Genomic DNA, 22296 nt, shown 5'->3' with positions numbered 1-22296 from the left:
TTTGATTGCGCGCCTTTCGGCGCGTGAACCCGCTCTTTCAGAGTTCGTCAACCGTGCGCGGAAAGATCGACTGGAAGCCTTCCGCATATTTGCAGTCGCGCCCCGAGGCCTGGCCGCCGGAATTGCGCTTGAAATGATTGGCGCGGTTGATGGCGACGCGGGTGTAATATTCCCAGAGATGCTCCTGCCCGGCCATGCATTCGATCGCCGCGCGCTTCTTCTCCCACACCGGCGTGATGTCGAGAAAGGTGTCCGGCTTCCAGCCCATCTGCTCGGTCTGATGCGGCTCGAACAGATAAAGCTGCGGCGCGCCAAGCACCTTCTCGCCGGGATTGTGACCCCAGGCCTGGGCAATCATCCGGCATTCGAGCGCAACTCTCGTGGCATACATATGGTCGGTGTTGTAGGGGTCATATTGCGAGTGCGACAGCATGAAGGCGGGCTGCACCCTGCGGATGACCTCGACCACCCTGTTCTTGTCCTCGCGGGAAAGCTCCAGCGGATAGTCGCCGAGGTCGAGGCAGACGAGATCGTGGACGCCGAGCGCTTCCGCCGCCTGTTCGGCCTCCTTCCGGCGTTCGCTCTTGACCCTGTCGAGGGTCATCCCCTCCTGCTTCCACAGTTTCGCGCTTTCGCCGCGCTCGCCGAAGGAAAGGCACAGCACCGTCACGTCATAGCCCTTGGCCGCGTGCAGCGCGATCGCCCCGCCGCAGCGCCAGACGAAATCGGCGGCATGGGCGCTGATCACGAGCGCGGTCTTGTTGGTGTCCGGCATGGTTTCCTCCGTTATTCCATTGTTCCGCATCTGACGCCGGGGCGCCTGCGATGACAATTTCGGATTGCGGCGCGGCCATAAGAATTTGCTATAGCATTGTGCTATGAGCATGCGAATGGCTTGAGCATGCTATTGTTCTATAGCTATTACTTATACCCATGTCGGCCTTCTGAATGGTCTTGGCCCCGCCGCGTGGTTCTAACATGTCGGTTCCGGTTTGCCGAAAGGGCGGACACCAGCGGAGAAAGAGCCATGACAGCCATCGGATTTATCGGTTTCGGCGAAGCCGCGCGCGCGATTGCGGACGGCTGGGCTGCGGCAGGCATTGCGACGACCCTTGCCGCCTTCGACATCAAGACGCTGCACAACGACGCGGCAGAAGCAATCGCCAAGGCCTGCGACAAGCGCGGCGTCTTCTGCGCTCCGTCATCCGCCGCTCTGCTTCGGCGAAGCGATATCGTCTTCAGCCTGGTCACCGCCGACAACGGGTTTGCCGCCGCCGAGGCGGCGGCGGCGTATATCAGGCCCGGCACGCTCTATCTCGACGGCAATTCCTGTTCTCCGGAGACCAAGCGCCGCAACGCGGCATTGATCGAAGCCGCCGGCGCGCGCTACGTCGATGTCGCGATCATGAGCCCGATCCACCCGAAACGCCACGAAACGCCCTGCCTCGTCTCGGGTCCGCATGCAACGCAAGGCGCGGAGGCGATGGCAGGCCTTGGCATGAAGGCGAGCGTGACGGGCCCGCACATCGGCGACGCCTCCTCGGTGAAGATGATCCGCTCGGTGATGATCAAGGGCACCGAGGCGCTGATGGCGGAGTGCTTTCTCGCCGCTGAAAAGGCGGGCGTCAGCGCTGAGGTGATCGCCTCCCTTTCCGCCTCCGACCCGCAGATCGACTGGCCGAAAAAGGCCGCCTATTGTCTCGAGCGGATGATGGTGCACGGCACGCGGCGCGCGGCGGAAATGCGCGAGGTCGCGGCGACCATAAGCGATCTCGGGCTTGAGGCGCGCATGAGCGCGGCAACGGTTGCCTGGCAGGCGGAAATCGGAGCGCTCGGCCTTCAGACAGCGAAAGACGATGACCTCGCGGAACGCGTCGGGCTGATCCTGTCGGCAGAGGCCCGCGCCGAAGACTGAGCCCCTCGCACGATCCGGCCTTTGCCATCGCTTCCGGCGTTCCGCGTGCTATAAATCCGCCGAACACGTCGCGGAGGCGCCCTTGCCCTATAATCTTCGCCATCTCAGGGTCTTCCTGGCCGTCGCCGAGACGCATTCGGTCACCCGGGCGGCAGAATTGTGCTTCGTCTCGCAACCGGCCGTGACCCAGGCGCTGGGCAAGATCGCAAGCCTTGCCGGGGCGACGCTCTTTTCGCGCACGCCCCAGGGGCTCTACGTCACCGAGGCCGGCGAGATGCTGGCCTGCCGCGTGAGACGCGCCCTCGCCTATCTCGACCCGGCGCTTTCGGATGTCGCGCCGCGCCTGAAGGTGACGGTCACGCGCGCGCAGCTGAACGCTCTGATCGCCGTCGCCGAAACCCAGAACTTCACGCTGGCCGCCAAACGGCTCGGCCTGGCGCAGCCGACGGTGCACCGCGCCGTTAGCCAGATTGAGAGCGAGGCTGAACGACCGCTGTTCGAACGCACCGCCTTCGGCATCGTCGCCACGCGCGCGGCATCAACGCTTGCCCAGGCCGCACGGCTCGCCTTTGCCGAACTCGCCCAGGCGGACGCCGACCTGGCGGAGGCGATGAAACGGGAGACCGGCCGGATCGTCGTCGGCGCGATGCCGCTGTCGCGCGCCTGCGTGCTGCCGGACGCGATCGTCGCCTTTCGCGCGCTTGGCCGCGCCATCCCTGTCGATGTGCTGGAAGGCGATTACGACGACCTGCTTGCCGGGCTCAGGCGCGGAGAGACCGACTTTCTCATCGGCGCGCTGCGCGATCCCGCGCCCATCGGCGATATCGTCCAGGAAGAGCTGTTCACCGACAGCGTGGTGCTGGTCGCGGGGCCCCGGCACCCGCTTCTGCGCAAGAGGAAGGACGGCACGCTGTTGCAGCCAACCTTCGAGGCGCTTGCCCGGTATCCCTTCGTCGTCGCCCCTGAGGGCACGCCGATCCGAAGCCATTTCGACCGCATGTTCGAAGCCGCCGGGCTTGCCGTGCCGTCGCGGCTGGTGGAAACGCGCTCGGTGATCCTGATGCGCGAGCTTCTGGAGAAAAGCGATCATCTCGGCTGCGTCTCGAAGCGCCAGGCGGAGGCGGAAATCGGCCACGGGCTGATGATCGCCCTTCCATTCGAACTTCCGGCAAGCGCCCGCCCGATCGGGCTGACGCTGCGCGCCGGTTTCCTGCCGACCGCCGCCCAGACGCTGTTCCTGAAGCTTCTGCGCGAGACGGCGCTTTCGCTTTCCGGCACGGCGTGATCTTCAGGCCTGTTCGGCGGGGACCTCGACTGTCAGCCCGTCGAGGTCTTCGGTGACCCTCAACTGACAGGACAATCGCGACCGGCCCGGCTCCATGCCTGGCGCGAAATCGAGCATGTCCTCTTCCATCGGCTCAACCGGCGGCAGCCGGTCAAACCAGTCACCGGCAACATAGACGTGACAGGTGGAACAGGAGCAGCAACCGCCGCATTCGGCGACGATGCCCTCCACGCCATTGTCGCGCGCGCCTTCCATGACGCTCTGGCCTGCGGCAACATCGATCTCGCGGCGCTTTCCGGCATGCTCGATATAGATGATCTTTACCAATTTCGGGTTTCTCCTGTGTCCAGGGATGTCATGCTGCGGCCAGCGTCTTCAGATCGGCCGCAGCCAGATGGTCGGGATCGGGGCTTGCCCCCGCCGCAAGCAACCGCCTTGCGGTCATGTAGGCGCGCGGATCGTTCATCGCGTCGATGGCGATGAAGCGCCGGCCGGCAAAATACCAGTGCGAAACCGAGCCCTCCCGGTCTCCCTTGCGCGCCACGACGCGGTCATAGCCGGTATTAAGCCCTGCGATCTGCAGCTTAACCTCATACTGATCCGACCAGAACCAGGGCTCGGGCCGGTAGGGCGTTTCTGCGCCCAGCAGGCTCTTCGCCACGCATTCGGCGTGTTCGATGGCGTTCTGCACGCTCTCCAGCCGAAGCCTGCCGCCCGCATATGGAAAACTGGCGCAATCGCCGGCGGCGAAGATCGACGGGTCGGCCGTTTGGCCGAATTCATCCGTGGCGATGCCGTTTTCGACCGGCAGACCTGCCGTCTCGGCAAGCGTCGTCGCGGGCGTGACGCCGATGCCGACAATCACCAGATCGACGGAAACCGTCGTGCCGTCGGCCAGTTCCGCCGCCTCCACAGTGTTGTCGCCGAGAAGCCGGCGAAGCCCCGCTTCCTCCCGCAGATCAACGTCGTTTTCGCGGTGAAGCGTGCGGAAATAGCCCGCCGTCTCTTCCGCCGCGACGCGGCCGAGAATGCGCGGACCGCTTTCGATCAGCGTCACCTTGAGGCCCGCGCGCGCCGCAACGGCTGCCGCCTCCAGGCCGATATAGCCGCCGCCCACCACCAGAAGCCGCGCGCCGGGTACAAAAAGCGGCGCCATGGCATCGACATCGTCAATCCCGCGCAGGGTGAAAACGTTCCCGAGGTCGCCGCCGATCGCCGCCGGCAGGCGCCGGGGACAAGCGCCGGTCGTCAGCACCAGCCTGTCATAGGCAAGAACCTCATCGCCGAAACGCACCTTCTTCGCGCTTCGGTCGATCGCCTCGACACGCGCGCCGAGCCTCAAATCGATGTCGTGCTCACCGTAGAAATCCCGGGAGCGCAGAAAGAGTCGCTCGCGCGGCAGCTCCCCCAGCAGGAATTTCTTTGAAAGCGGCGGCCGCTGATAGGGCGGCCACGCCTCTTCGCCCAGTAGCGTCAATGCGCCCGAATAGCCTTCGACCCTGAGCTTCGCCGCCAGCGCAAGCCCCGCCTGGCCCGCGCCCACAACCACGATCCCGCTCATCATCCCGTCTCCTCATGTCCGGCGATCCACCGTGCCCAGTCGTCCTTAAGCCGGTCCATGTCCGGACCTTCCAGATATTGCGCCACGCCGGGAAGCGGCGAGAGCCAGGGTTGGCGGGAGGCGGTGAAGATCTCCGCCGCCGGAAAAAGCCAGGACGGATCGTCGAGCGTGCCGGGCTTGACCACCAGAACCGGACTTTCCTTGCGCCGATGGGTCAGCCGCACCCCGCACGTCCCGCAAAAGGTCTGGCGGATCGGCACGCCCGAGCCGCCAGTGGTCCAGCGCTCTTCGGGCGTGCCGTCCAGCGTCAGGTCCTCGCAGGCAAACATCAGGCTTTCGCCGAACGCGCTGCCCGACTGGCGCTGGCAACTTGCGCAATGGCAGAGATAGAAGGTGAGCGGCGCCCCGCTCACCCGATATCTGAGCGCCCCGCACTGGCACCCGCCCATAAGCGGGAACACGGGCAAGCGCTCGTTTTCAAATGGTAAGGACGACATAATCATCCTCTGTGCGAACCTCGAAGACCTCGGCGCGATAAGGCCCTTCCGCCAGGCTCTCACCCGGCGTGACCTTGACGTCGAAGATCTTCACCCGCATCCGGCTCGGATCACAGTAGGAACGGCCGTTCTCGAGATCGAACTCCCAGCCATGCCAGGGGCAACGCACTATGATCTTCTCGTCCTCGGTGCGGTAGGCGCCGGGACCATCGGCGTTGACGAGGGCGGCAACCCGGCCGTGACAGAGTTCCGCGCCCTCATGCGGGCACTTGTTGGTGATCGCCGCGAAGCGATCACCGAGATTGAAGATGGCGATGACGCGGCCGGCGACCTCGACCCTTCTGGCCTTGCCTTCCGGAATTTCGTCGACCTTGCAGATGATGTGATCGGTCATGGCTTCTCCTCAACCCAGCCCGTAAACGGCAAGCGCGTTGTCGCGCATGATGCCGCGCTTTGCCTCTTCGCTGAGCCCGACGCGGAAAGCCCGGTCCGGATGGTCGAAGTCCCAGTGCGGATAATCGGTCGAGAACATCAGCCGGTCCGCCCCGATCCACTGAAGGAGGTTGTTCATGTGCCGGACATTCGGCGGCTCCTCGATCGGCTGCGTGGTGATCCAGACATTGCGGCGGATATAGTCCGAGGGGCGGCTCTTCACATGCGGCACCTCCCCGCGCATGCGCTCCCACTCCCTGTCCATGCGCCACATCAGCGATGGCAGCCAGGCGAAGCCGCCCTCCACCAGCACCAGTTTGAGCTTCGGAAAGCGGTCGAACACGCCCTCGAAGATCATCGAGATCAGGATGGTCTGGACCGAATGGGAGAAGGCATAATGCTCCTCGACGTAAAAGGACGCCCAGCCCGCGCCGGTATTGGCATGCCAGCCGGTTGCCGCCGGATGAACCGCGATCGGCAGGTCGTGCGCCTCGGCGAGTTCGTAGATCGGCCAGTAGCGCTTGCGGCCGGCCGGCTCCAGACTGCGCGGCACGATCTGCAGCTGGGCGAAGCGCTTGTCCTTGACGCGTTCCTCGATCTCGCGCACCGAGGCTTCGGCGTCTTCCTGGGCAATGGAAATGCCGCCTTTCAGGCGCGGTTCGGGCGTCAGCCACTTGTCGATCTGCCAGTCGTTTACGGCCGCGCAGACGGCCGCGCTCAATTCGAGGTTCTGCAGTGACGGCCCGGGATTCAGCGCCTGCAGCAAGCCGAACTCGATATTGAGCTCGTCCAGAAGCTGCGTCTGCAGAAAGGCGAGGCTGGAGGCCGGCGGACCGCCCTCCGGCGGATAGGCATCCTGGCGCATGCCGCCATGGTTCAGGCGCGGATATTGCAGCATGCCGACGAGCGAACCGCCCGAGCGCATGCCGAAATCGCGCACATGCTCGCGCCAGCGCAGCGGCATGAAGCGGGAGAGCTCGGTCCTGTCGGTCATTGCGGGGTGAATGTCACAATCGACAATACCCAGTTTCGTTTTGGCCGTGTCGGGCCTCTCCAGTTCGGCAACAGTCATGTCAGACCTCCAGTCTCGGATAGGTGGCAAGGACATTCTCGCGGCAGATGGCATTGGCGAGATCGGCGGAAAGCCCGTTCGGCCAACGGGCGGCGGTCGGTCCGTGATCATGCGGAAAATCGGAGGAATAGAGCAGCAGTTCCGGCCCGCCGATGCATTCGAGAACGGCTGCGACCTCTTCCGGCTCGACCGGAAGATCGAAGGGCTGCAGGGTGAAGCGCAGCTGGCGTTCCAAGATCTTGTCCGGGCCCTCCTTCAGCCACGGCACCTCGACGCGGCAGCCGCGCCAGTCCTTCGCCATGCGCCAGGAGACGCCGAAAAGCCAGGAAATCCCGCTTTCCGCCATCACCACCTTCATGTCCGGAAACTCGATCAGCACGCCCTCGCTCAGAAGGCTTGCCGCCTGGCTGGCGAAGCCCTGCGACCAGTTGACCTGTTCCTCCACAAGATAGGACATGAAGCCGGATTGCGTCGGCGCGTGGCGGTAATTGCTGCCCGGATGGATCGACAGGACAAATCCGGCATCGGATGCCGCCTTGTAGATCGGCCAGAACTGGCGCTGGCCGAGCGGCGCATCGCCCATGCAGATCGCCAGGATCTGGATGAAGCGCCGGTCACCGGCATAGCGTTTGATCTCCGCCACCGCCTCTTCCGGATGACGGAACGGCACCAGCAGCGCGGCCCGCAGGCGCGGGTCCCGATCCAGCCACTCCGCCGCCAGCCAGCGATTGGTCGCCTGGCACATCATCGCCTGCATATAGGGGTCGAACAGCGCCTGAACGCCGTTGACGACGTTGAGGATCGCCGCCGAGATGCCCCTCGGATCCAGATGGGCTTCGGCCAGCCGTTTGGGATTTGCGACCCCGCCATCCGGGCCTTCCGCCCTGAATGGCCTGGTCGAAAACGGATAGGACATCAGTTCCATATGCCCGATATTGCGGTAGGGCATCATGTCCTTCCAGTAGCTGTCGACGAACGGGAGCAGGTCTTCCTGTCCGGGACTGCGCGGATGCACGTCGCAATCGATGGCGCCGATCCCTGCGGCGGGATCCGGTCCTGCCTCGACATCAAGCTCTGTCAGCATGTTTCAGTCTCCTCATCACATGAAGAACGGTAATTCGAACGGGGCATGAAGAAGGCGGTCGTAAAGAAAGTAGAGCACCGCCCCGAGGCCAGCCGTGTAGAGGGCGACCACCCACCACCGGAACCGGCCCCAAAGCGCCGTGTAGATCGCGGCAAAGCCGAGGATGGCGGCATAGGTGCCGACCCATGGCGTCAGCGCCGCCATCAGCGCGATCGACAGGAAGGTGATGATCTGACGCCGATGCGCGGCGATGAATTGCCGCGTGGTGCCGCCGGCGAGCGCATCGCCCGCCCGACGCGCGGCGGCGATCACCCGAAGCCGGTTGCGGTCCTGGAACAGGACGAAGCCCATGATGACGATGCCCGCCAGGCCAAAGGCCATCGGCGAGACCTTGGCCAGAAGCTTCCAGTCGCGCGCCATCCACACCGCCGCGCCGAAGAGAGCCATGAGCACGAGCGCGAGCGCCGAAGACAGGATCAGACTTGCCTTGCTCTCCTGCGTATCCTCGATCGCGTGGGCAGCGAGCCCGCGGCGGGTCGAGCGCAGCGCAAAGAAGAAGACGAGGGCCAGCACAATGACGAGACCGATCACCGTCGGACGGGTGACCACTTCCATCACCGTATAGCTCTGCCAGGTGATGGACATGGCGTTCTCGAGGACAGGCCCGAGCACGAAGCCGAGAATGAAGGGCGGTCGCGGCCAGCCCGCCGCCTTCATGATGTAGCCGAGCAGGCCGACGCCCAGAAGCGTGATCCAGGTGAACATGCCCGGCTGCCAGACCCAGGAGCCCATGAAGATGAACAGGATCACCGCCGGCACGATGAAATTGCCGTCAACGAAAGCGGCGCGCGCCACCTGTCGGCCCCAGAGCATCAGGGCGGCGGCGCCGATGATATTGGCGATGATGATCGTCCAGACCATCGAGAAGGTGATGTCGAGATTGTCGCCCAGCATGTTTCGGCCCGGCGAGAAGCCGTGGATCGTCAGGGCGCCCAGGAGCACCGCCATGGCGCCGCTGCCGGGAATGCCGAAGGCAAGCGTCGGGATCAGCGAACCGCCGAGCACGGCATTGTTGGCCGCTTCCGGCGCAATCACGCCGCGCACGTCGCCCTTGCCAAACTGCGGATCGGTCTTGCAGCTCTGCGTGGCGTGGCCATAGGCAAGCCAGTCGACCACGGAAGAACCGATGGCCGGAAGCATGCCGACATAGACGCCCATTAATGAACAGCGCAGGACCAGCCAGCGATTGCGGATGGCGGCGCGGACCCCGCTGAAGATGCTGTCACCCTGCGCGTGCTTGTCGCTGAGGTGGGCGATTGCCGTGCGCCGGGCGGCAAGGTCCATCATTTCCGGCAGGCCGAAAAGCCCGAGAATGACCGGAACCAGCGGCAGGCCGTCAAGCAGCGAACGTTCGCCGAAGAAATAGCGCGGCATGGAGCTTGCGACCGGATAGCCGATCTGGGAAAGCATCAGCCCGAGTACGGCCGCCCCCAACCCCTTGGAGACCGCGTTGCCGCTGACGGCGCCGACCATGAGCAGGCCGAGCAGCGAAAGCAGGAAGAACTCCGGCGAACCGAAGGCAAGAATGATCCACAGCGCAAAGGGCAGCGAGGCGGCCATGGCGAAGCCGCCGAGCACCCCGCCAAAGGCCGAGCTGACAAAGGCCGCGCCGAAAGCCGTCTGCGCCAGGCCGCGCTTGGCCATGGCATTGCCGTCGATCACGGTCGCCTGGCTGGCGATCGTGCCGGGAATCCCGAGCATGACCGACGTGATCGTATCGGAGGTGGAGACCACCGCGAACATGCCGAGCAGCATGGCAAGGCCCGCGGCCGGGTCCATGCCGAAGGTCAGCGGCAGAAGCACCACCATGCCGGTGACGCCGCCGAGGCCCGGGACGATGCCAAGCCACAGGCCGACGGCGATGCCCGCAAGCAGGTAGAGAAAACCGGGAAAGGACAGAACCAGCGAAAGCCCCGTCATGAATGAATCGAACATGAAGTTCCGGCTCCAGATCAGCGTGGCTGCTCATCGTTGTCCCACTCAGGCGCAAACGATGGCAAAATACAGCTTTAGATTGCAATCCGCCGCGAACGACGCGCTCCAATCTTCAGGAAAAGGGCACAATGGCAATCAGGCAGAACCGGCGGAGGCCTGGCCCTGACCGCGCGTCCGTCGACGACGCAATCGCCGGCGGCAAGACGCGAGCGGCGGCCGGGCTCTTCGTGCCAGGCTCCGGTTCCCGGCGCGCGGGAGGCGGGCGCGCCGCCCCCGGCCCGCCTTCTACTGCTCGATCCGCTCGACCAGCTGGCGCATCGTGTCCTTGATGTCTTCAGAAGTGTTCTGCACATCGGAGATGATCCTGGTCATCTCCTGCCAGTGGACGATGTTCGGCGGCGAGCCGTAGACCTTGGTGGCCGCCTCCAGATAGTCCGGCGAGGCTGTCGCTTCATCAAAACTGGCGCGCAGCATGTCGAGATGATCCGAAGGGGTTCCGGGGGGCGCGACGATGATCCAGTTGACCGGCGCCGAGGACCGGGCGTGATACATGACCAGGTCCCAGAGCGGGCCTTCCGGCGGTTTCCCGGTCGCCTTTTCGATGTATTCGCCGAGGGTCGGCACGCCTTCGAGGGCTGGATCGAGCTTCATCGAACCATCCGCTTCGAGCGGCCCCATCTGCCAGATCGCCATCGTCTCGCCGCTGGCGATCGGTCCGTCGCCGAGTTCGGCGATATATTGGGTCGTGGTCGCCGGGTAGCCGTCGATCTCGCCGCGCTGGAGGGCCGCGTAAAGCGGTCCGTCGCCGAGCATGCCGGAGACGAACTGCCAGTCGACCCCGAGAAGATCGAGCGCTGCTGCCGTCTGCATGCCCTGGGTCATGCGCGGCGAGTAGACTCCGACGGTGACGCTCTCGACGTCGGGCAGGTCGTCGCGGTCTTTCAGCCCGGCGCCGACATCGCTCCTGACATGAAACAGAAAGTTGGATCCGCCGATGCCGCCGATCACGCCGAAATCCTGGAACGGGATCTGCAGCACCTCCGGATCGAGGATGCGCGTCGTGCCCTGCCAGGCGAGATAGCCGAGGGTCTTGCCGTCCGGGCGGGCGTCCATGACAAAATCGATGCCCTTGGTCAGCGCTCCGCCGGAGACCGACTGGACGATCATGGTCGGATGACCCGCCATCGTCTTCGACCAGGCATCCGCGAGCACCTGGGCGCTGATGGCGGTTGCGCCGCCGGGCGCGACATTGTGCACCAGCGTCACCGTCTCTCCTTCGAGGTCGATCGGCTCGGCCTGCGCGGCCAGTCCCCCCGCCAGCACGATCGCGGCAACCGACGCCGCCGCCATGCCGCACCTTATGGTCGCATTCAGTCTCATCTGTTCTCCTCCCTCTGGGTCAGTTACACGGATGCCGGGACCTCCTCCGTCCTCGACTTCCGCCATGAGCGCACGGCCCTGCGAACCTTCGCGTCCGATCGAACGGTTTCCATGCCCGACGGACCAGGCCTGCCGGGCCGACTGCCGCAACCCGGCGCATCGCCGCCGGCAAATTCGCCTTGAACAGGAACCAAAGCCTGAACGAGGCAAGATTTTCGCAAGAAACCATAAAACTGCCGGCAACGGGCCGGACGGGCATGCGCAGCCGGTCAATGCACCGGCTGGAATTGCTCCTCGGATCGCGCGAACCGCGACGTCGAAACACAACGCGTTCCGGCCTGGCGCGATCTGACGCCTTCGCAGGCTTTCGAGGCCCTTCTTCCGCCCTCCCAGACGAAAAAACACCGAAGGCATCCGGCCAGAATGTATACGCATATACAGGTTTTCGAACTGGCCATGTTTAGACTTTAGCTTAGTATTCGTCAGAAATAAACAGTTTTAGCGCGAATTTTGAAGAAAAAATGCCTTTTATATACAAAATGGAATAAGTCTATCAACATGATGCGTATACATTTCGCGCGCGTCTGCGCGCATGCCCCCACCTCCTCCCGAACTGCTTGGACAACAAAAAACCGGCCAGTCGCGTGCGCGAACTGGCCGGCGGGGACATGACGGGAACTGAGCGTCGCTTGGCGCATCGGCCCGAAAATCAGAATTGCTTTTCGGAAAGCACGATGCGTCGATTCAACAGGCTAGCGCGCCCTTTGTGCGTCCGGATCGACGCACGGCGCTCTCGCCGCCGGGCGAGGACTTCATACGGCGGCCGGGGCCGGAGCGGAGACGCCGTGGCGGACCGCCCAGTCGGCGCAGGCGCCGATGCCGCCGAGCGGAAAGAAATGAATCTGCGCGACGGCCGAACCGCCGTCACGTTTCGCTGCGACGGCAAAATCAGCCAGAACGTCCGTCGGCTCATAGGGCAGCACCAGCTTGGAGACATCCATGGCCCGGCGTTGCAGAACCTTGAGCGAGGAACCGACGCCGCAGGCAATCGCGAATTTGATCAACGTCTGCAGCCTGGCCGGCCCGGCAATGCCGACATGGACGGGAAGGTCCACGCCGAAGCCGCGCAGCCGCTCGATCCAGGCCAGCACCGGCTCCGCCTCGAAGGCGAACTGGGTGACGATCGCCATTTCGGCGTCGGTGCGCTCGGCAAAGTCCTGCTTCCACCTGAGGGCGGCATCCACATTACCGGTTGACCCGTCGGGATCGATATCCTTGTTGCCCTCCGGATGGCCGGCTACATGAAGCCGCCGGAACCCGGCCTTGTCGAACAGCCCGGTCTCCATCAGCTGCATTGACGAGTGATAGTCGCCGGCAGGCGCGCCACCGCCGCCGGCCAGCAGCAGCGCCTGGTCGACGCCGGCCTCGCCCTGATAGCGCGCGATCCAGTCTTCGAGCATCGCCCTGTTTCTGATGATGCGGGCGGGGAAATGCGGCATGACCGGAAAGCCGTCTTCCGACAGACGCCGCGCCGTGGCGACCATATCCTCGATCGGCGTTCCTTCGATGTGAGCTATGTATACACGTGTTCCGGCCGGCAGCAGCGCCTTGAAGTCATCAGCCTTGGCCGCCGTGCGCGGCATGACTTCGATCGAGAACCCTTTTAGAAATGGGCCTATGACATCGTCTCCGGTAGCGGTTTGCTTGCTGCGCCTGCCCAGAAATCCAATCATTTTTGCAGATCCTCCTCCAGGTTCCGATGAATCAAATGTATACATTTTGTTGTTTCCTGGCAAGCTCTTCCCCGAATTCTTTCTGACGACATTGCCATGTTGCGCTTTTGGGAAAGCGGATCGCTTTGCCGATTGCGGCATCGGCCGGCCCTGGCCGAAGACCGGAAAACGCTTTTCGGACATCCGGATCTATTTTTCGAACACGACCGTCTTCTTCCCGTTCAACATCACGCGGCGCTGAAGATGCAGGGTCACCGCCCTGGCCAGCACACGGCGTTCGATATCCCGCCCCTTGCGGACGAGATCCTCCGGCGTGTCGGCATGGGTGACCGCCTCGACATCCTGGGCGATGATCGGCCCCTCATCGAGGTCCTCGGTTACGTAATGCGACGTGGCGCCGATCATCTTCACCCCGCGCTCGAAGGCCTGATGATAGGGTTTTGCTCCCTTGAAGCCCGGCAGAAAAGAGTGGTGGATGTTGATGCAGCGCCCCGACAGGAAGGCCGAGAGATCATCCGACAGGATTTGCATATAGCGGGCGAGAACCACCAGTTCCGCGCCGGTTTCATTGACGAGCGCCTTGATCCGGGCTTCCTGATCGGGCTTGGTGTCCCTGGTTATCGGCAAGTGGTGATAGGGAATATCGCCCATCAGAGTGAGGTTCAAAGCCGTCTTCGGATGGTTGGAGGCGATCGCGACGACCTCCATGTCCAGTTCGCCGATCCGGTTGCGGTAAAGCAGATCGCCGAGACAATGATCGAACTTCGAGACCATCATCAGCACCTTCGGCCGGCGCGCCATGTCCCACAATTCCCAGGTCATGCCGTATTCGGCCGCGAGCTTTTGCATCTCGGCACGCAGGGCGGTCTCGTCGCCTGGATATTTAACCAACACGCGCATGAAGAAAGTGTCGCTCACCGCATCGTCGAACTGCCGGGCCTCGGTGATATCGCCGTCGGCGCGGGCAAGCAGCGTGGCGACGGCGGCAACGATGCCTGGACGGTTGGCGCATTTGATGGTCAGGACATAGGACTTCATCGCAAGGTTCTCCTCCGGATCGGGGCGCGGACATCCGCCCCCATTCAGACAGCAGGTGTTCCCCTCCTTCGAGAGGCGAACGATCTTTCATTCATGGCGCCGCATTGCGGCAAGTCTTCTCCGGCCGTTCTCGGGCGCGCGTCTTCCCGCCGCCGGCGCGCAGGCCGTGCCGGCAGTCAGAGCTTCGATTGTCTTTCACGGCATTGCCGGGCGGCGCCTTTCTGTCAAACGTCCCGCCGAAATTTCCAACGCGCTTGCAGGCGGAGATCCGTCTCCGCCCTTCTGCGAGTTCCGCTAGGGCGCCGTGCGTCCGTTCGGACGCACAAAGGACGCTCTAACCTATTTTATCTACGCATCGTGCTTTCCGAAAATCGATTCCGGTTTTCGGGCCGATGCGCTAGTTCATCATCGTATTCGGCAGGATCAGCGTGATCTGCGGAAAGGCGATCAGCACCACCAGCGTCGCCAGCATCGCGAACCAGAACGGCGTGACGCCGGCAAAGATGCGCGAAAGCGGCACGTCGCGCGCCACCGATTTGACGATGAACACATTGACCCCGACCGGCGGCGAAATCAGTCCCATTTCCAGCGTCAGCACCACCAGCACGCCGAACCAGATCGGGTCGATCCCGAGCTGCGTGATCACCGGAAAATAGATCGGCATGGTCAGCACCAGCATGGCGAAACCTTCAAGGAAACAGCCGAGGATCAGATAGGTCAGCAGGATCAGGGCCAGCACCGCGATCGGTCCGACCTGAAGGCCTTCCAGGAAGGCGCCGACCAGATCGGGAATGTGGGTGAGCGCCAGGAACGGGTTCAGGATATGGGCCGAAATCAGGATCAGCATCACCGCCGCCGTCGTGACCACCGAATCCTTGGCCGCCGCCCAGAACGCCTTTGGCGTAAGCTTTCCCGTCGCCGCGCCGATCAGGATGATCAGCCCGGCGCCGACGGCAGACGCCTCCACCGGCGAGAATATCCCGCCATAGATGCCGCCGATCGTCAGGATCACCACCGAGAGCACGGGTAGCGCCCCGACCATCCTCTTCGTCTTCTCGCCCATCGTCGTGCGCGGACCGGCGGGACCGAAACCGGGCCTGAGCCAGCATAGCACGGTGATCGTGACAATGAACATCGACAGAAGCAGGATGCCCGGCAAGACGCCCGCCAGGAACAGCCGCCCGATCGACTGCTGCGTCAGGATGGCGTAGATCACGAAGCCGGTCGAGGGCGGGATCAGGATGCCGAGCGTGCCGCCGGCGGCGACGACCCCGGTCGACAGCCTGTTGTCGTAATTGAAGCGGTCCATCTCGGCCATGGACACCTTGCCCATGGTCAGCGCCGAGGCGACCGATGAACCCGAAAGCGCGGCGAACCCGGCACATCCCAGCACGGTCGCCGAGGCAAGCCCGCCGCGAAACCGCCCGACAATGGCATAGGCCGCATCGTACAGCCTGCCGCTCATGCCCGTCACCGATGCGACATTGCCCATCAGGATGAAAAGCGGCACGACCACCAGCTCGGACGAGGAGGCAAGCGTGAAGCTCTCCGACGCCATCAGGCTCATCGCCGCCTTCAGGTCGCGCAATGCCCAGATGCCGGCAAAGCCCACGGAAAACATGGCCAGCGCCACCGGCACGCGGATCACCAGCAGTACAAACAGGACGGCAAGGCCGATCAGGCCCACCAGTTCTCCGCTCATTTCCCGATCTCCCGCTCGGCGCGGCCGGCAGGGCCGGTCAGCACAAGTTCAACGGCGCGAAGCCCCATGCCGAAGGCGGTGATCAGCGCCATGATCGACAGCGCCCACTGGAAATACCATTTGGGCATGCGCACGATATTGGTGGCAAGCTTGAGCATCTGCGACAGTTTCGCGGAATCATAGACGGTGTAGGCAATGCCGGCGAAGATCACCGCGCCGAGAAGCGCGGCGAAGATATTGAGCCAGTGGTTGAGAGCATCGGGAAAATGATCCTCGAAGACATCGACCGCGACATGACCGCCGAGCTTGTCGCAAAGCGCCATGCCGCCGAAGACGATGATCACCATGCCCATCTGGTAGAAGTCCTGCGCGCCGCGCAGCGGCGCGCCCCATGCCCTTCCGATCACGTCCGCGAGCACGACCAGCGTCACGAAGATCAGCCCGAGCGTGCCTGCAAAGGCGGAGAGCGAGATCAACCCGTTCGCCGCCTTGCGGAGCGTGACAAGCATGGTCCTATTCACCGCGCATCGAGGCGAGAACGTCTTCGGCGCCAAGCTCGGAAACGATCTCCTCGGTCACCGGAATGGTGAGCGCACCGAAGGCTGCCGCCTGGTCGGCGTCGAGCGTGATCACGGTCTTGTCCGGATCGGCTTCAAGCCCGGCGATGGTCTCTTCGGCAACCCGGTTCCAGGCGGTTTCCGCGCTCTCGGAAAGATACTCGCCGGCATATTTGTCGATCGCCGCCTTCTGCTCGTCGGAGAGCCCGTCATAGCGCGCCTGGCTCATGACCACGTAGAAGGTGAGGCGGCCGATCGGCGCGCCGATCGTATAGCTGTCGGCGACCTCGGAAAGCTTGAAGTCGGTGACGGCGGACGCTCCGGTGACGACGCCGTCGATCAGCCCGGTCTGCAGGGCGTTGTACAGCTCTCCCGCCGGCATCTGCACCGGGGTCGCGCCGAGCGCTTCGAGAACGGCGGCCGTGGTCGAGCCGGCGGCGCGGATCTTCAGGCCCTTCAGGTCATCGGGCGTGCGAATGTCCTTGTCCTTCATGATGAAGATGTTGGGCTCCGAGGTCCACAACGCCAGGGGCTTCGTGCCCGGGAACTCGTCCCTGATCATGTCCATGGAGCGCCAGATTGCCGGATAGCCGGGCTCGCCCAGCGCGATCACGCCCGGCATTTCGGCGATCATGGTTTTGGGGAACTGCGACGAGGTGTAGCCCGGCAGGCCCCAGACGATATCGGCAACGCCCTGAAGCACGCGGACATACTGTTCCAGCGGTCCCTTTCCGAGTTCGCCGCCCGGATAGACGCGGATGGTGAGATCATCGCCGACCTCGTTGGCGATGCCTTCCTGCAGCGGTTCGATGACCGAACCGGTCAACGTGTGCTGCGGCGGAACGAAATGGGCGAAAGACAGTTCTTCCGCCGAAGATGCCGCAGTGACGCCGGCGAAAAGCGCGGCGGATACGGCAAGAGTGCGCAGTGACCTGTAGATCATGATTCTCCTCCCCAGGTTTCATGACTTGAAATCTTGCGCGCCCGCCTGCCTGCGGCCACGCTCCTGAACTCATATTCGCGGGACCCCGGCGAAGAATACCGGACTTTCCGCGACAATGCATCGATCATGGCGCCGGCAGAGCATCCCGACAGGCCCTCCTCGACCTGTCCCGTATCTCCGGCAAACGTCCGTTCTCTCCGCCGGCGGCGGCTGGCAACCGCCCCAGTCGAAGGCGGCGCCGATTGTCACAAGAAAGGCGATCAGCGGCTCGCCTTGGTGCGCCAGCTGTCGGCGTAGTTTTCGCGGGCCTCGGCGGCATAGGGCGTCGGCGAAACGCGCACGCGAATCTCGGCCTGACGATGCGGCTCGACCGAGGTCTTCTGCGTGGCTTCCGGCTCGCCCCATTTCAGCGTCAGCACGTCGCCGACATTGACGTCCTGGCTGACGACGCCGAGCGACAGAACCCGTCGCTCATTGTAGGAATAGCCGTTGAACATCGACATGCCGACCATCGTGTCGCCGTTCATGACCATGTCGGCGGTCGAGGACGCATAATTGGGCTGCGGGAAGTCGATCCACTTGTAGGGCGTGCCTTCCTCGAAATTCGAGGCGATGACCTTCAGGACATCTTCCGGGTTCCACTCGAAGGTCACCTTCTTGCGGTTGGTCGGCGCATCCTTGAGCCTGGCGAGCGCATCCTTGCCGATGAAGTCATCCTTCTTCCAGCCGATATAGAAGCCGTAGCCGAGCTCGAACGGGTTGGTGTAGTAGTCCTCGACATTGTCGGAGACGAAGGATCCGCCGATGGAGCCGACCGCCTCATAGGCATCGGCGCCCAGCCAGTCGCGATAGTCGGCCATCATCCCGTCGCCGGAATAGATGCCCGGCAGCGGCGAGGGAATCCAGCCGGATTCCAGCGTGTTGGTGGAATAGGCGCGCGAACCGACGCGGCGCAGGTCTACGCCGGTCTTGGCCGCAGCCTCAAGGATGGTCGACAGGACATAGGCCTTGTCGGCATAGGGACCCCAGATTTCCAGACCCGGCGCGCCGGCCATGCCGTGGCGCAGCGCCTGAACCCGTTTCGAGCCGACATTGATCCAGTCGACATGGAAGAACTTGATCTCGGGAACCGGGCCGCCATTGATCGCATCGAGAATCTTGTTCGCGTCCGGACCCTGGATCTGGAAACGATAATGGGTGCGCAGCACGCGCTCGCCCTCGGGGCGGGAATCCGAGCGGGGGTCATGGACGAGCCGGACGTTCCACTTGCCGATGGCGGCCTGGAACTTGGTCCAGTTGGCCGTCGGCTGGCGACCGACGAGTACGAACTTGTCCTCGCGCTCGCGGAAGATGATCATGTCGCCGACGACATGGCCCGCCGGCGTGACCGGCACGAAATGCTTGGCGCGGTTGAGATCGAAATTGCCGAAGGCATTGATGCCGACATGGGCGAGAAACGCCGCGGCATCCGGCCCCTCGACGATCAGTTCGTCCATGTGGTGGGTCTGGTCGAACAGCACGGCGGTATGGCGCCACGCCATCTGTTCGCTGCGCCAGTTGGAAAATTCAGGCGCGACGACAGGGTATACATAGATTCCCGAACGCGAATTCCTCAAAAGCTCGACGGGATTTGAGAACCCCTGCATCACGGACGATAGGCTTTGACCTGCCACTTTTCAACTCCTCCCAAAGCATCACGAATGTATACATACATTTGCAAGTCGCCTCAAAGAATGCAAGCGGAAATATCTCTCCGCCTGCAGATTTCCGGCAACCGGCGGCGGTATCAGCGCAGGATCGGCTCGTCCGGCGCCACGAGAGCGAGGCCGGGCACTGTGCTGACGAGGTTGCGGTCCTTGGAGAAGATGTATTCAAGGTTCCGCCGCGCGGCACAGGCATGTTCGCGGGCCAGCGCTTCCGCCCGCGCACCCTGGCGCTGGGCGATCGCGGTGACGATTTCGCGATGCTGCTCCTGCGCCACCTGCAGCGAACGGCGGAAATCGGAAAGCTTGCTCCTGTCGGGCAGGAAGGCGGAGGGCGAAGCGAACGGCAGCCGCTTGGCGCGGGCCAGTTCGCGCTCCAGCGTGGCTGAGCGCGGCAGGGTGGCCAGCGCGTCGTGGAACTCGCCGTTCAATTCCGAATAGGTTTCGAAATCGACATCGTCCGGCAAGACGCCGACGCAGCCGTCAAGCGCCCGGACAATGGCGGAGATCTCCTTCAGCGCCTTCTCGCTCGCGCCGCGCTCGGCGGCCATCCGCGCCGCCGTGCCCTCCAGAACGCCGCGCAGCTCGATCGTGTCCAGCACATCGGCATAGGCGAAGCTGCGCACAAGGAAGCCGCCGCTGCGGGCGCGCTCCAGAAGCCCCTCCTCCGCCAGCCGCGACATCGCCTCGCGAACGGGCGTGCGCGAAATCTGAAGGTCATCGGCAAGCGCCACCTCGAACAGGCGCGTTCCGCCCGGAATGGCGCCGTCGAGAATGCGTTTACGCAGTTCCACCAGCGCCCGCATCGTGTGGGTTTTTGCAGCTGCCTGCCTGTCCATCGTCGTCTCCCCGCATAATATTCATCCAAAGAGGTTGGAACGCTCTTAGAGCATGCTCGCATTTGCTTGAATCGCGAACATGCTCCAGCCTTTTGTTTTTCGCCGCGTCCGGACGGAAAACCGGTCTCCACTTTTCCTGGTCGTGCTCTAATGTATACACAGTGAAATTCGGGGCAAGCCCGTTCCGGCCTCACGCTCCGAAGGAAATCCCGCACCACAATGCGTCCATCGGCATTTATGTATACATTTTGTAGCATTTCTGTTGATATTGCCATAAATATCGACTAATTTCCCCATCAATGTATTCACGGCGGCGTGGGAGGGCCGGTCATGACCACATTGCTTCTCATTCCCGGACTGGTATCGGACGCCCGCGTGTGGCGCGCTGTCTCCAGCGCTGCGCCTGCATGGCTCGCCGCGGCCGATGCCGATGTCACCCGCCAGCCGACCATCGAGGCGATGGCGGCAACGCTTCTCAGCGAGACCGAGGGCCCGCTCATCCCGGTCGGCCACTCCATGGGCGGGCGCGTGGCGATGGACATGGCCCGCCAGGCGCCGGAGCGCATCAGAGGCCTGGTGCTGGCCAATACCGGACATGACGGCGCGCGCGCGGACGAGGCCCCGAAGCGCCTTGCCAAGATCGCCCGCGGCTACGAGGACATGATGGCGCTCGCCGCCGAATGGCTGCCGCCGATGCTCGCGCAGGGGACAACGCCGGACGCCGCGCTCGTCGACGACCTGACGGATATGGTGGTCAAGGCCGGGCCCGACGTTCACGCCCGCCAGATCCGCGCGCTGATGGAGCGCCCGAACGCAATGGAATACATCCCCGCCATCACCTGTCCCGTGCTGCTCATCACCGGCGCGCAGGACAGCTGGTCGCCGGAAAAGCAGCATCGCGAAATCGCCGACACGCTCGCGGATGCCGAGGTTCTCGTCATCGACGGCGCCGGGCATTTCATGCCCGTCGAGCGCCCGGAGGAAACGGTTGCCGCCATCACCGGCTGGCTTGATCGGCACAAGGAGGTGCTCAATGTCTGACGTGCTCGAAATCCCCGAAACGCCCCTCTTCGAGCGAGAGCGTTCGAAAAACGGCTACCGGATGAACAAGATGGCGATGTCGCTCGGCAAGCCGGAAAACCGCGCCGCCTTCAAGGCCGACGAGGAAGCCTTTCTCGACAGTTTCGGCCTGGGCGAGGCGGAGAAACAGGCGGTGATGCGCCGCGACTGGCACAGGATGGTGGCCCTTGGCGGCAATCTCTTCTTCATCCTGAAGATCGCGGCGGTCGACCCGGCCAGCATGGCCGAGATCGGCGCGGCGCAGGCCGGCATGAACCAGGAAGAATTTCTCAAGACAAGACTGGGGAAGATGTAATGGCCGAAATCATTGGCGGCGTCGGCACCAGCCACGTACCCTCGATCGGCGTGGCGCTCGACAAGGGGCTTGCCGACACGCCCGACTGGAAGCCGTTTTTCGACGGCTATATTCCGGGCAAGCAGTGGATGGCGGAGAAGAAGCCCGATGTCGCGGTCGTGATCTTCAACGACCACGGCAACACATTCTTCCTCGACCGCGTGCCGACCTTCGCCATCGGCGTCGCCGACAGCTACAAGCCGGTGGACGAGGGCTGGGGCCCGCGCGCCGTGCCCGATTTCGAGGGCGCCGCCGATCTCTCCTGGCATATCGTCGACACCATGGTGGAAAACCATTTCGACCCGCTGGTCTGCCGCGAGATCGAGGTTGATCACGGCCTTCAGGTGCCGCTGGAACTGTTCTTCGGCCGTCCCGAACACTGGCCGGTCAAGGTGGTGCCGATCTGGGTCAACACCATCCAGTATCCGATCCCCACCCCGCAGCGTTGCTGGGAAATGGGCAAGGTGCTGCGCAAGGCGATCGAGAGCTTCCCCGGCGATGAGCGCGTGGTGATCATGGGCACGGGCGGGCTTTCGCACCAGCTTCAGGGCAGCCGCGCCGGCTTCATCAACCGCGAGGCCGACGAGGCCTGGCTTGACGGCATCGCCAATGACTACGAGAAATACCGGAACATGAGCCGCGAGGACTATGTCGACCAGTTCGGCTCGGAAGGCGCGGAACTGATCATGTGGCTGGTGATGCGGGCGGCGATGAACCCGCATGTGGAGATGAAGCACAGGCATTATTACGCGCCCGCCTCGCTCACCGGCGCCGGCATGGTTGTGCTGGAGAATGCGTGATGGCGTTTTTCCTGATGCGCTGCCTGAACAATCCGGACGTCCATGAACTGCGCGAGCAGATCCGCCCCGAGCACCGCGCATGGGTCTCCTCGGGCGGCAACGGCCTTGTTTCGGTGCTGATCGGCTCGGCGCTTGTCGATGACGAGAGCCGCTCCTGCGGCAATTTCGGCATATTGGAGGCAAAAAGCCGCGCCGATGCCGAGGACTTTGCCGAAGGCGACCCCTTTCGCAGGGCGGGCATCGTCGCGACCATCGAACTGACGCCCCTGCCCGATACGTTCCAGGCCGGGCGGATCAGCGAGCCGATGAGCCCGCGCCTGCCGGCCGACTGAGCCGGCGGGATGGG

The 22296-nt window shown here is 63.7% G+C and carries 22 protein-coding genes; 6 read left to right on the top strand and 16 right to left on the bottom strand.

What is annotated here, in order from left to right:
- Positions 1-37: 37 nt before the first annotated feature.
- Positions 38-775: a PIG-L deacetylase family protein gene (locus tag AZF01_RS20415; protein ID WP_024708417.1), complete on the bottom strand. Its 738-nt coding sequence runs from the start codon at positions 773-775 to the stop codon at positions 38-40.
- A 252-nt stretch (positions 776-1027) separates the two neighbouring features.
- Here AZF01_RS20415 and AZF01_RS20410 point away from each other — a divergent pair, with 252 nt between their 5' ends.
- Together AZF01_RS20410 and AZF01_RS20405 are read left to right on the top strand one after the other, a co-directional pair.
- Positions 1028-1915, top strand: a complete 888-nt coding sequence (locus tag AZF01_RS20410; protein ID WP_024708416.1) for an NAD(P)-dependent oxidoreductase — start codon at positions 1028-1030, stop codon at positions 1913-1915.
- An 82-nt stretch (positions 1916-1997) separates the two neighbouring features.
- Entirely contained in the window at positions 1998-3200 is a 1203-nt protein-coding gene (locus AZF01_RS20405; RefSeq protein ID WP_024708415.1) for a LysR family transcriptional regulator, read from the top strand.
- Between the two features lie 3 nt (positions 3201-3203).
- Here the strand turns inward: AZF01_RS20405 and AZF01_RS20400 are convergent, their stop codons facing one another.
- The 15 genes from AZF01_RS20400 to AZF01_RS20320 all read right to left on the bottom strand — a co-directional run bounded on the left by AZF01_RS20400 (position 3204) and on the right by AZF01_RS20320 (position 19736).
- Complete coding sequence (locus AZF01_RS20400) at positions 3204-3527, bottom strand: 2Fe-2S iron-sulfur cluster-binding protein (protein ID WP_024708414.1); 324 nt, start codon at positions 3525-3527, stop codon at positions 3204-3206.
- 28 nt (positions 3528-3555) lie between these two features.
- A complete protein-coding gene (locus AZF01_RS20395; RefSeq protein ID WP_197489625.1) occupies positions 3556-4764 on the bottom strand; it encodes an NAD(P)/FAD-dependent oxidoreductase in 1209 nt (402 codons plus the stop codon).
- Positions 4761-5222 carry a GFA family protein gene (locus AZF01_RS20390; protein ID WP_024708412.1) on the bottom strand — a complete coding sequence of 154 codons (462 nt, stop codon included), beginning with the start codon at positions 5220-5222 and terminating at the stop codon, positions 4761-4763. Before AZF01_RS20390 ends, AZF01_RS20395 begins: the two co-directional genes overlap by 4 nt.
- 16 nt (positions 5223-5238) lie before the next feature.
- The gene (locus AZF01_RS20385) at positions 5239-5652 is read right to left on the bottom strand and encodes a Rieske (2Fe-2S) protein (RefSeq protein ID WP_024708411.1); all 414 of its coding nucleotides are present in this window, start codon (positions 5650-5652) and stop codon (positions 5239-5241) included.
- Between the two features lie 9 nt (positions 5653-5661).
- Positions 5662-6762: an amidohydrolase family protein gene (locus AZF01_RS20380; RefSeq protein ID WP_024708410.1), complete on the bottom strand. Its 1101-nt coding sequence runs from the start codon at positions 6760-6762 to the stop codon at positions 5662-5664.
- 1 nt (position 6763) lies between these two features.
- Positions 6764-7846, bottom strand: coding sequence for an amidohydrolase family protein (locus AZF01_RS20375; protein ID WP_024708409.1), 1083 nt, complete (start codon positions 7844-7846; stop codon positions 6764-6766).
- A 15-nt stretch (positions 7847-7861) separates the two neighbouring features.
- Positions 7862-9841, bottom strand: coding sequence for a tripartite tricarboxylate transporter permease (locus tag AZF01_RS20370; RefSeq protein WP_024708408.1), 1980 nt, complete (start codon positions 9839-9841; stop codon positions 7862-7864).
- A gap of 285 nt (positions 9842-10126) precedes the next feature.
- Positions 10127-11221, bottom strand: a complete 1095-nt coding sequence (locus AZF01_RS20365) for a hypothetical protein (protein ID WP_061449862.1) — start codon at positions 11219-11221, stop codon at positions 10127-10129.
- An 812-nt stretch (positions 11222-12033) separates the two neighbouring features.
- Positions 12034-12954 (bottom strand): methylenetetrahydrofolate reductase, encoded by a 921-nt coding sequence (locus AZF01_RS20355; RefSeq protein ID WP_024706162.1) that lies wholly within the window; start codon positions 12952-12954, stop codon positions 12034-12036.
- A 189-nt stretch (positions 12955-13143) separates the two neighbouring features.
- Positions 13144-13992 (bottom strand): formyltetrahydrofolate deformylase, encoded by an 849-nt coding sequence (gene purU, locus AZF01_RS20350; protein ID WP_024706161.1) that lies wholly within the window; start codon positions 13990-13992, stop codon positions 13144-13146.
- A 397-nt stretch (positions 13993-14389) separates the two neighbouring features.
- Positions 14390-15694: a TRAP transporter large permease gene (locus tag AZF01_RS20340; protein WP_024706159.1), complete on the bottom strand. Its 1305-nt coding sequence runs from the start codon at positions 15692-15694 to the stop codon at positions 14390-14392.
- A complete protein-coding gene (locus AZF01_RS20335) occupies positions 15691-16203 on the bottom strand; it encodes a TRAP transporter small permease (protein ID WP_024706158.1) in 513 nt (170 codons plus the stop codon). The genes AZF01_RS20340 and AZF01_RS20335 overlap by 4 nt, the downstream gene beginning before the upstream one ends.
- 4 nt (positions 16204-16207) lie before the next feature.
- Positions 16208-17194 carry a TRAP transporter substrate-binding protein gene (locus AZF01_RS20330; RefSeq protein ID WP_024706157.1) on the bottom strand — a complete coding sequence of 329 codons (987 nt, stop codon included), beginning with the start codon at positions 17192-17194 and terminating at the stop codon, positions 16208-16210.
- A 260-nt stretch (positions 17195-17454) separates the two neighbouring features.
- A complete protein-coding gene (locus tag AZF01_RS20325; protein ID WP_024706156.1) occupies positions 17455-18867 on the bottom strand; it encodes an aminomethyltransferase family protein in 1413 nt (470 codons plus the stop codon).
- Positions 18868-18980: 113 nt separating this feature from the next.
- On the bottom strand, positions 18981-19736 hold the full coding sequence (locus AZF01_RS20320) for a GntR family transcriptional regulator (protein WP_024706155.1): 756 nt from the start codon (positions 19734-19736) through the stop codon (positions 18981-18983).
- A 330-nt stretch (positions 19737-20066) separates the two neighbouring features.
- Between AZF01_RS20320 and AZF01_RS20315 the strand changes: the two genes are divergently transcribed.
- Genes AZF01_RS20315 through AZF01_RS20300 form a run of 4 tightly spaced genes read left to right on the top strand, consistent with a single transcriptional unit; the run spans position 20067 to position 22282 of the window.
- Entirely contained in the window at positions 20067-20777 is a 711-nt protein-coding gene (locus AZF01_RS20315; protein WP_024706154.1) for an alpha/beta fold hydrolase, read from the top strand.
- A complete protein-coding gene (locus tag AZF01_RS20310; RefSeq protein ID WP_024706153.1) occupies positions 20770-21111 on the top strand; it encodes an extradiol ring-cleavage dioxygenase in 342 nt (113 codons plus the stop codon). The genes AZF01_RS20315 and AZF01_RS20310 overlap by 8 nt, the downstream gene beginning before the upstream one ends.
- Complete coding sequence (locus AZF01_RS20305) at positions 21111-21950, top strand: class III extradiol dioxygenase family protein (protein ID WP_024706152.1); 840 nt, start codon at positions 21111-21113, stop codon at positions 21948-21950. Before AZF01_RS20310 ends, AZF01_RS20305 begins: the two co-directional genes overlap by 1 nt.
- The gene (locus AZF01_RS20300) at positions 21950-22282 is read left to right on the top strand and encodes a YciI family protein (RefSeq protein ID WP_024706151.1); all 333 of its coding nucleotides are present in this window, start codon (positions 21950-21952) and stop codon (positions 22280-22282) included. Before AZF01_RS20305 ends, AZF01_RS20300 begins: the two co-directional genes overlap by 1 nt.
- The last annotated feature ends 14 nt before the right edge of the window (positions 22283-22296 follow it).

Origin of the sequence: Martelella sp. AD-3 (genome assembly GCF_001578105.1) — a bacterium.
Lineage (GTDB): Bacteria > Pseudomonadota > Alphaproteobacteria > Rhizobiales > Rhizobiaceae > Martelella.
The sequence above is the reverse complement of the archived record's forward strand: the minus strand, read 5'-3'. Positions and strand labels throughout refer to the sequence as shown.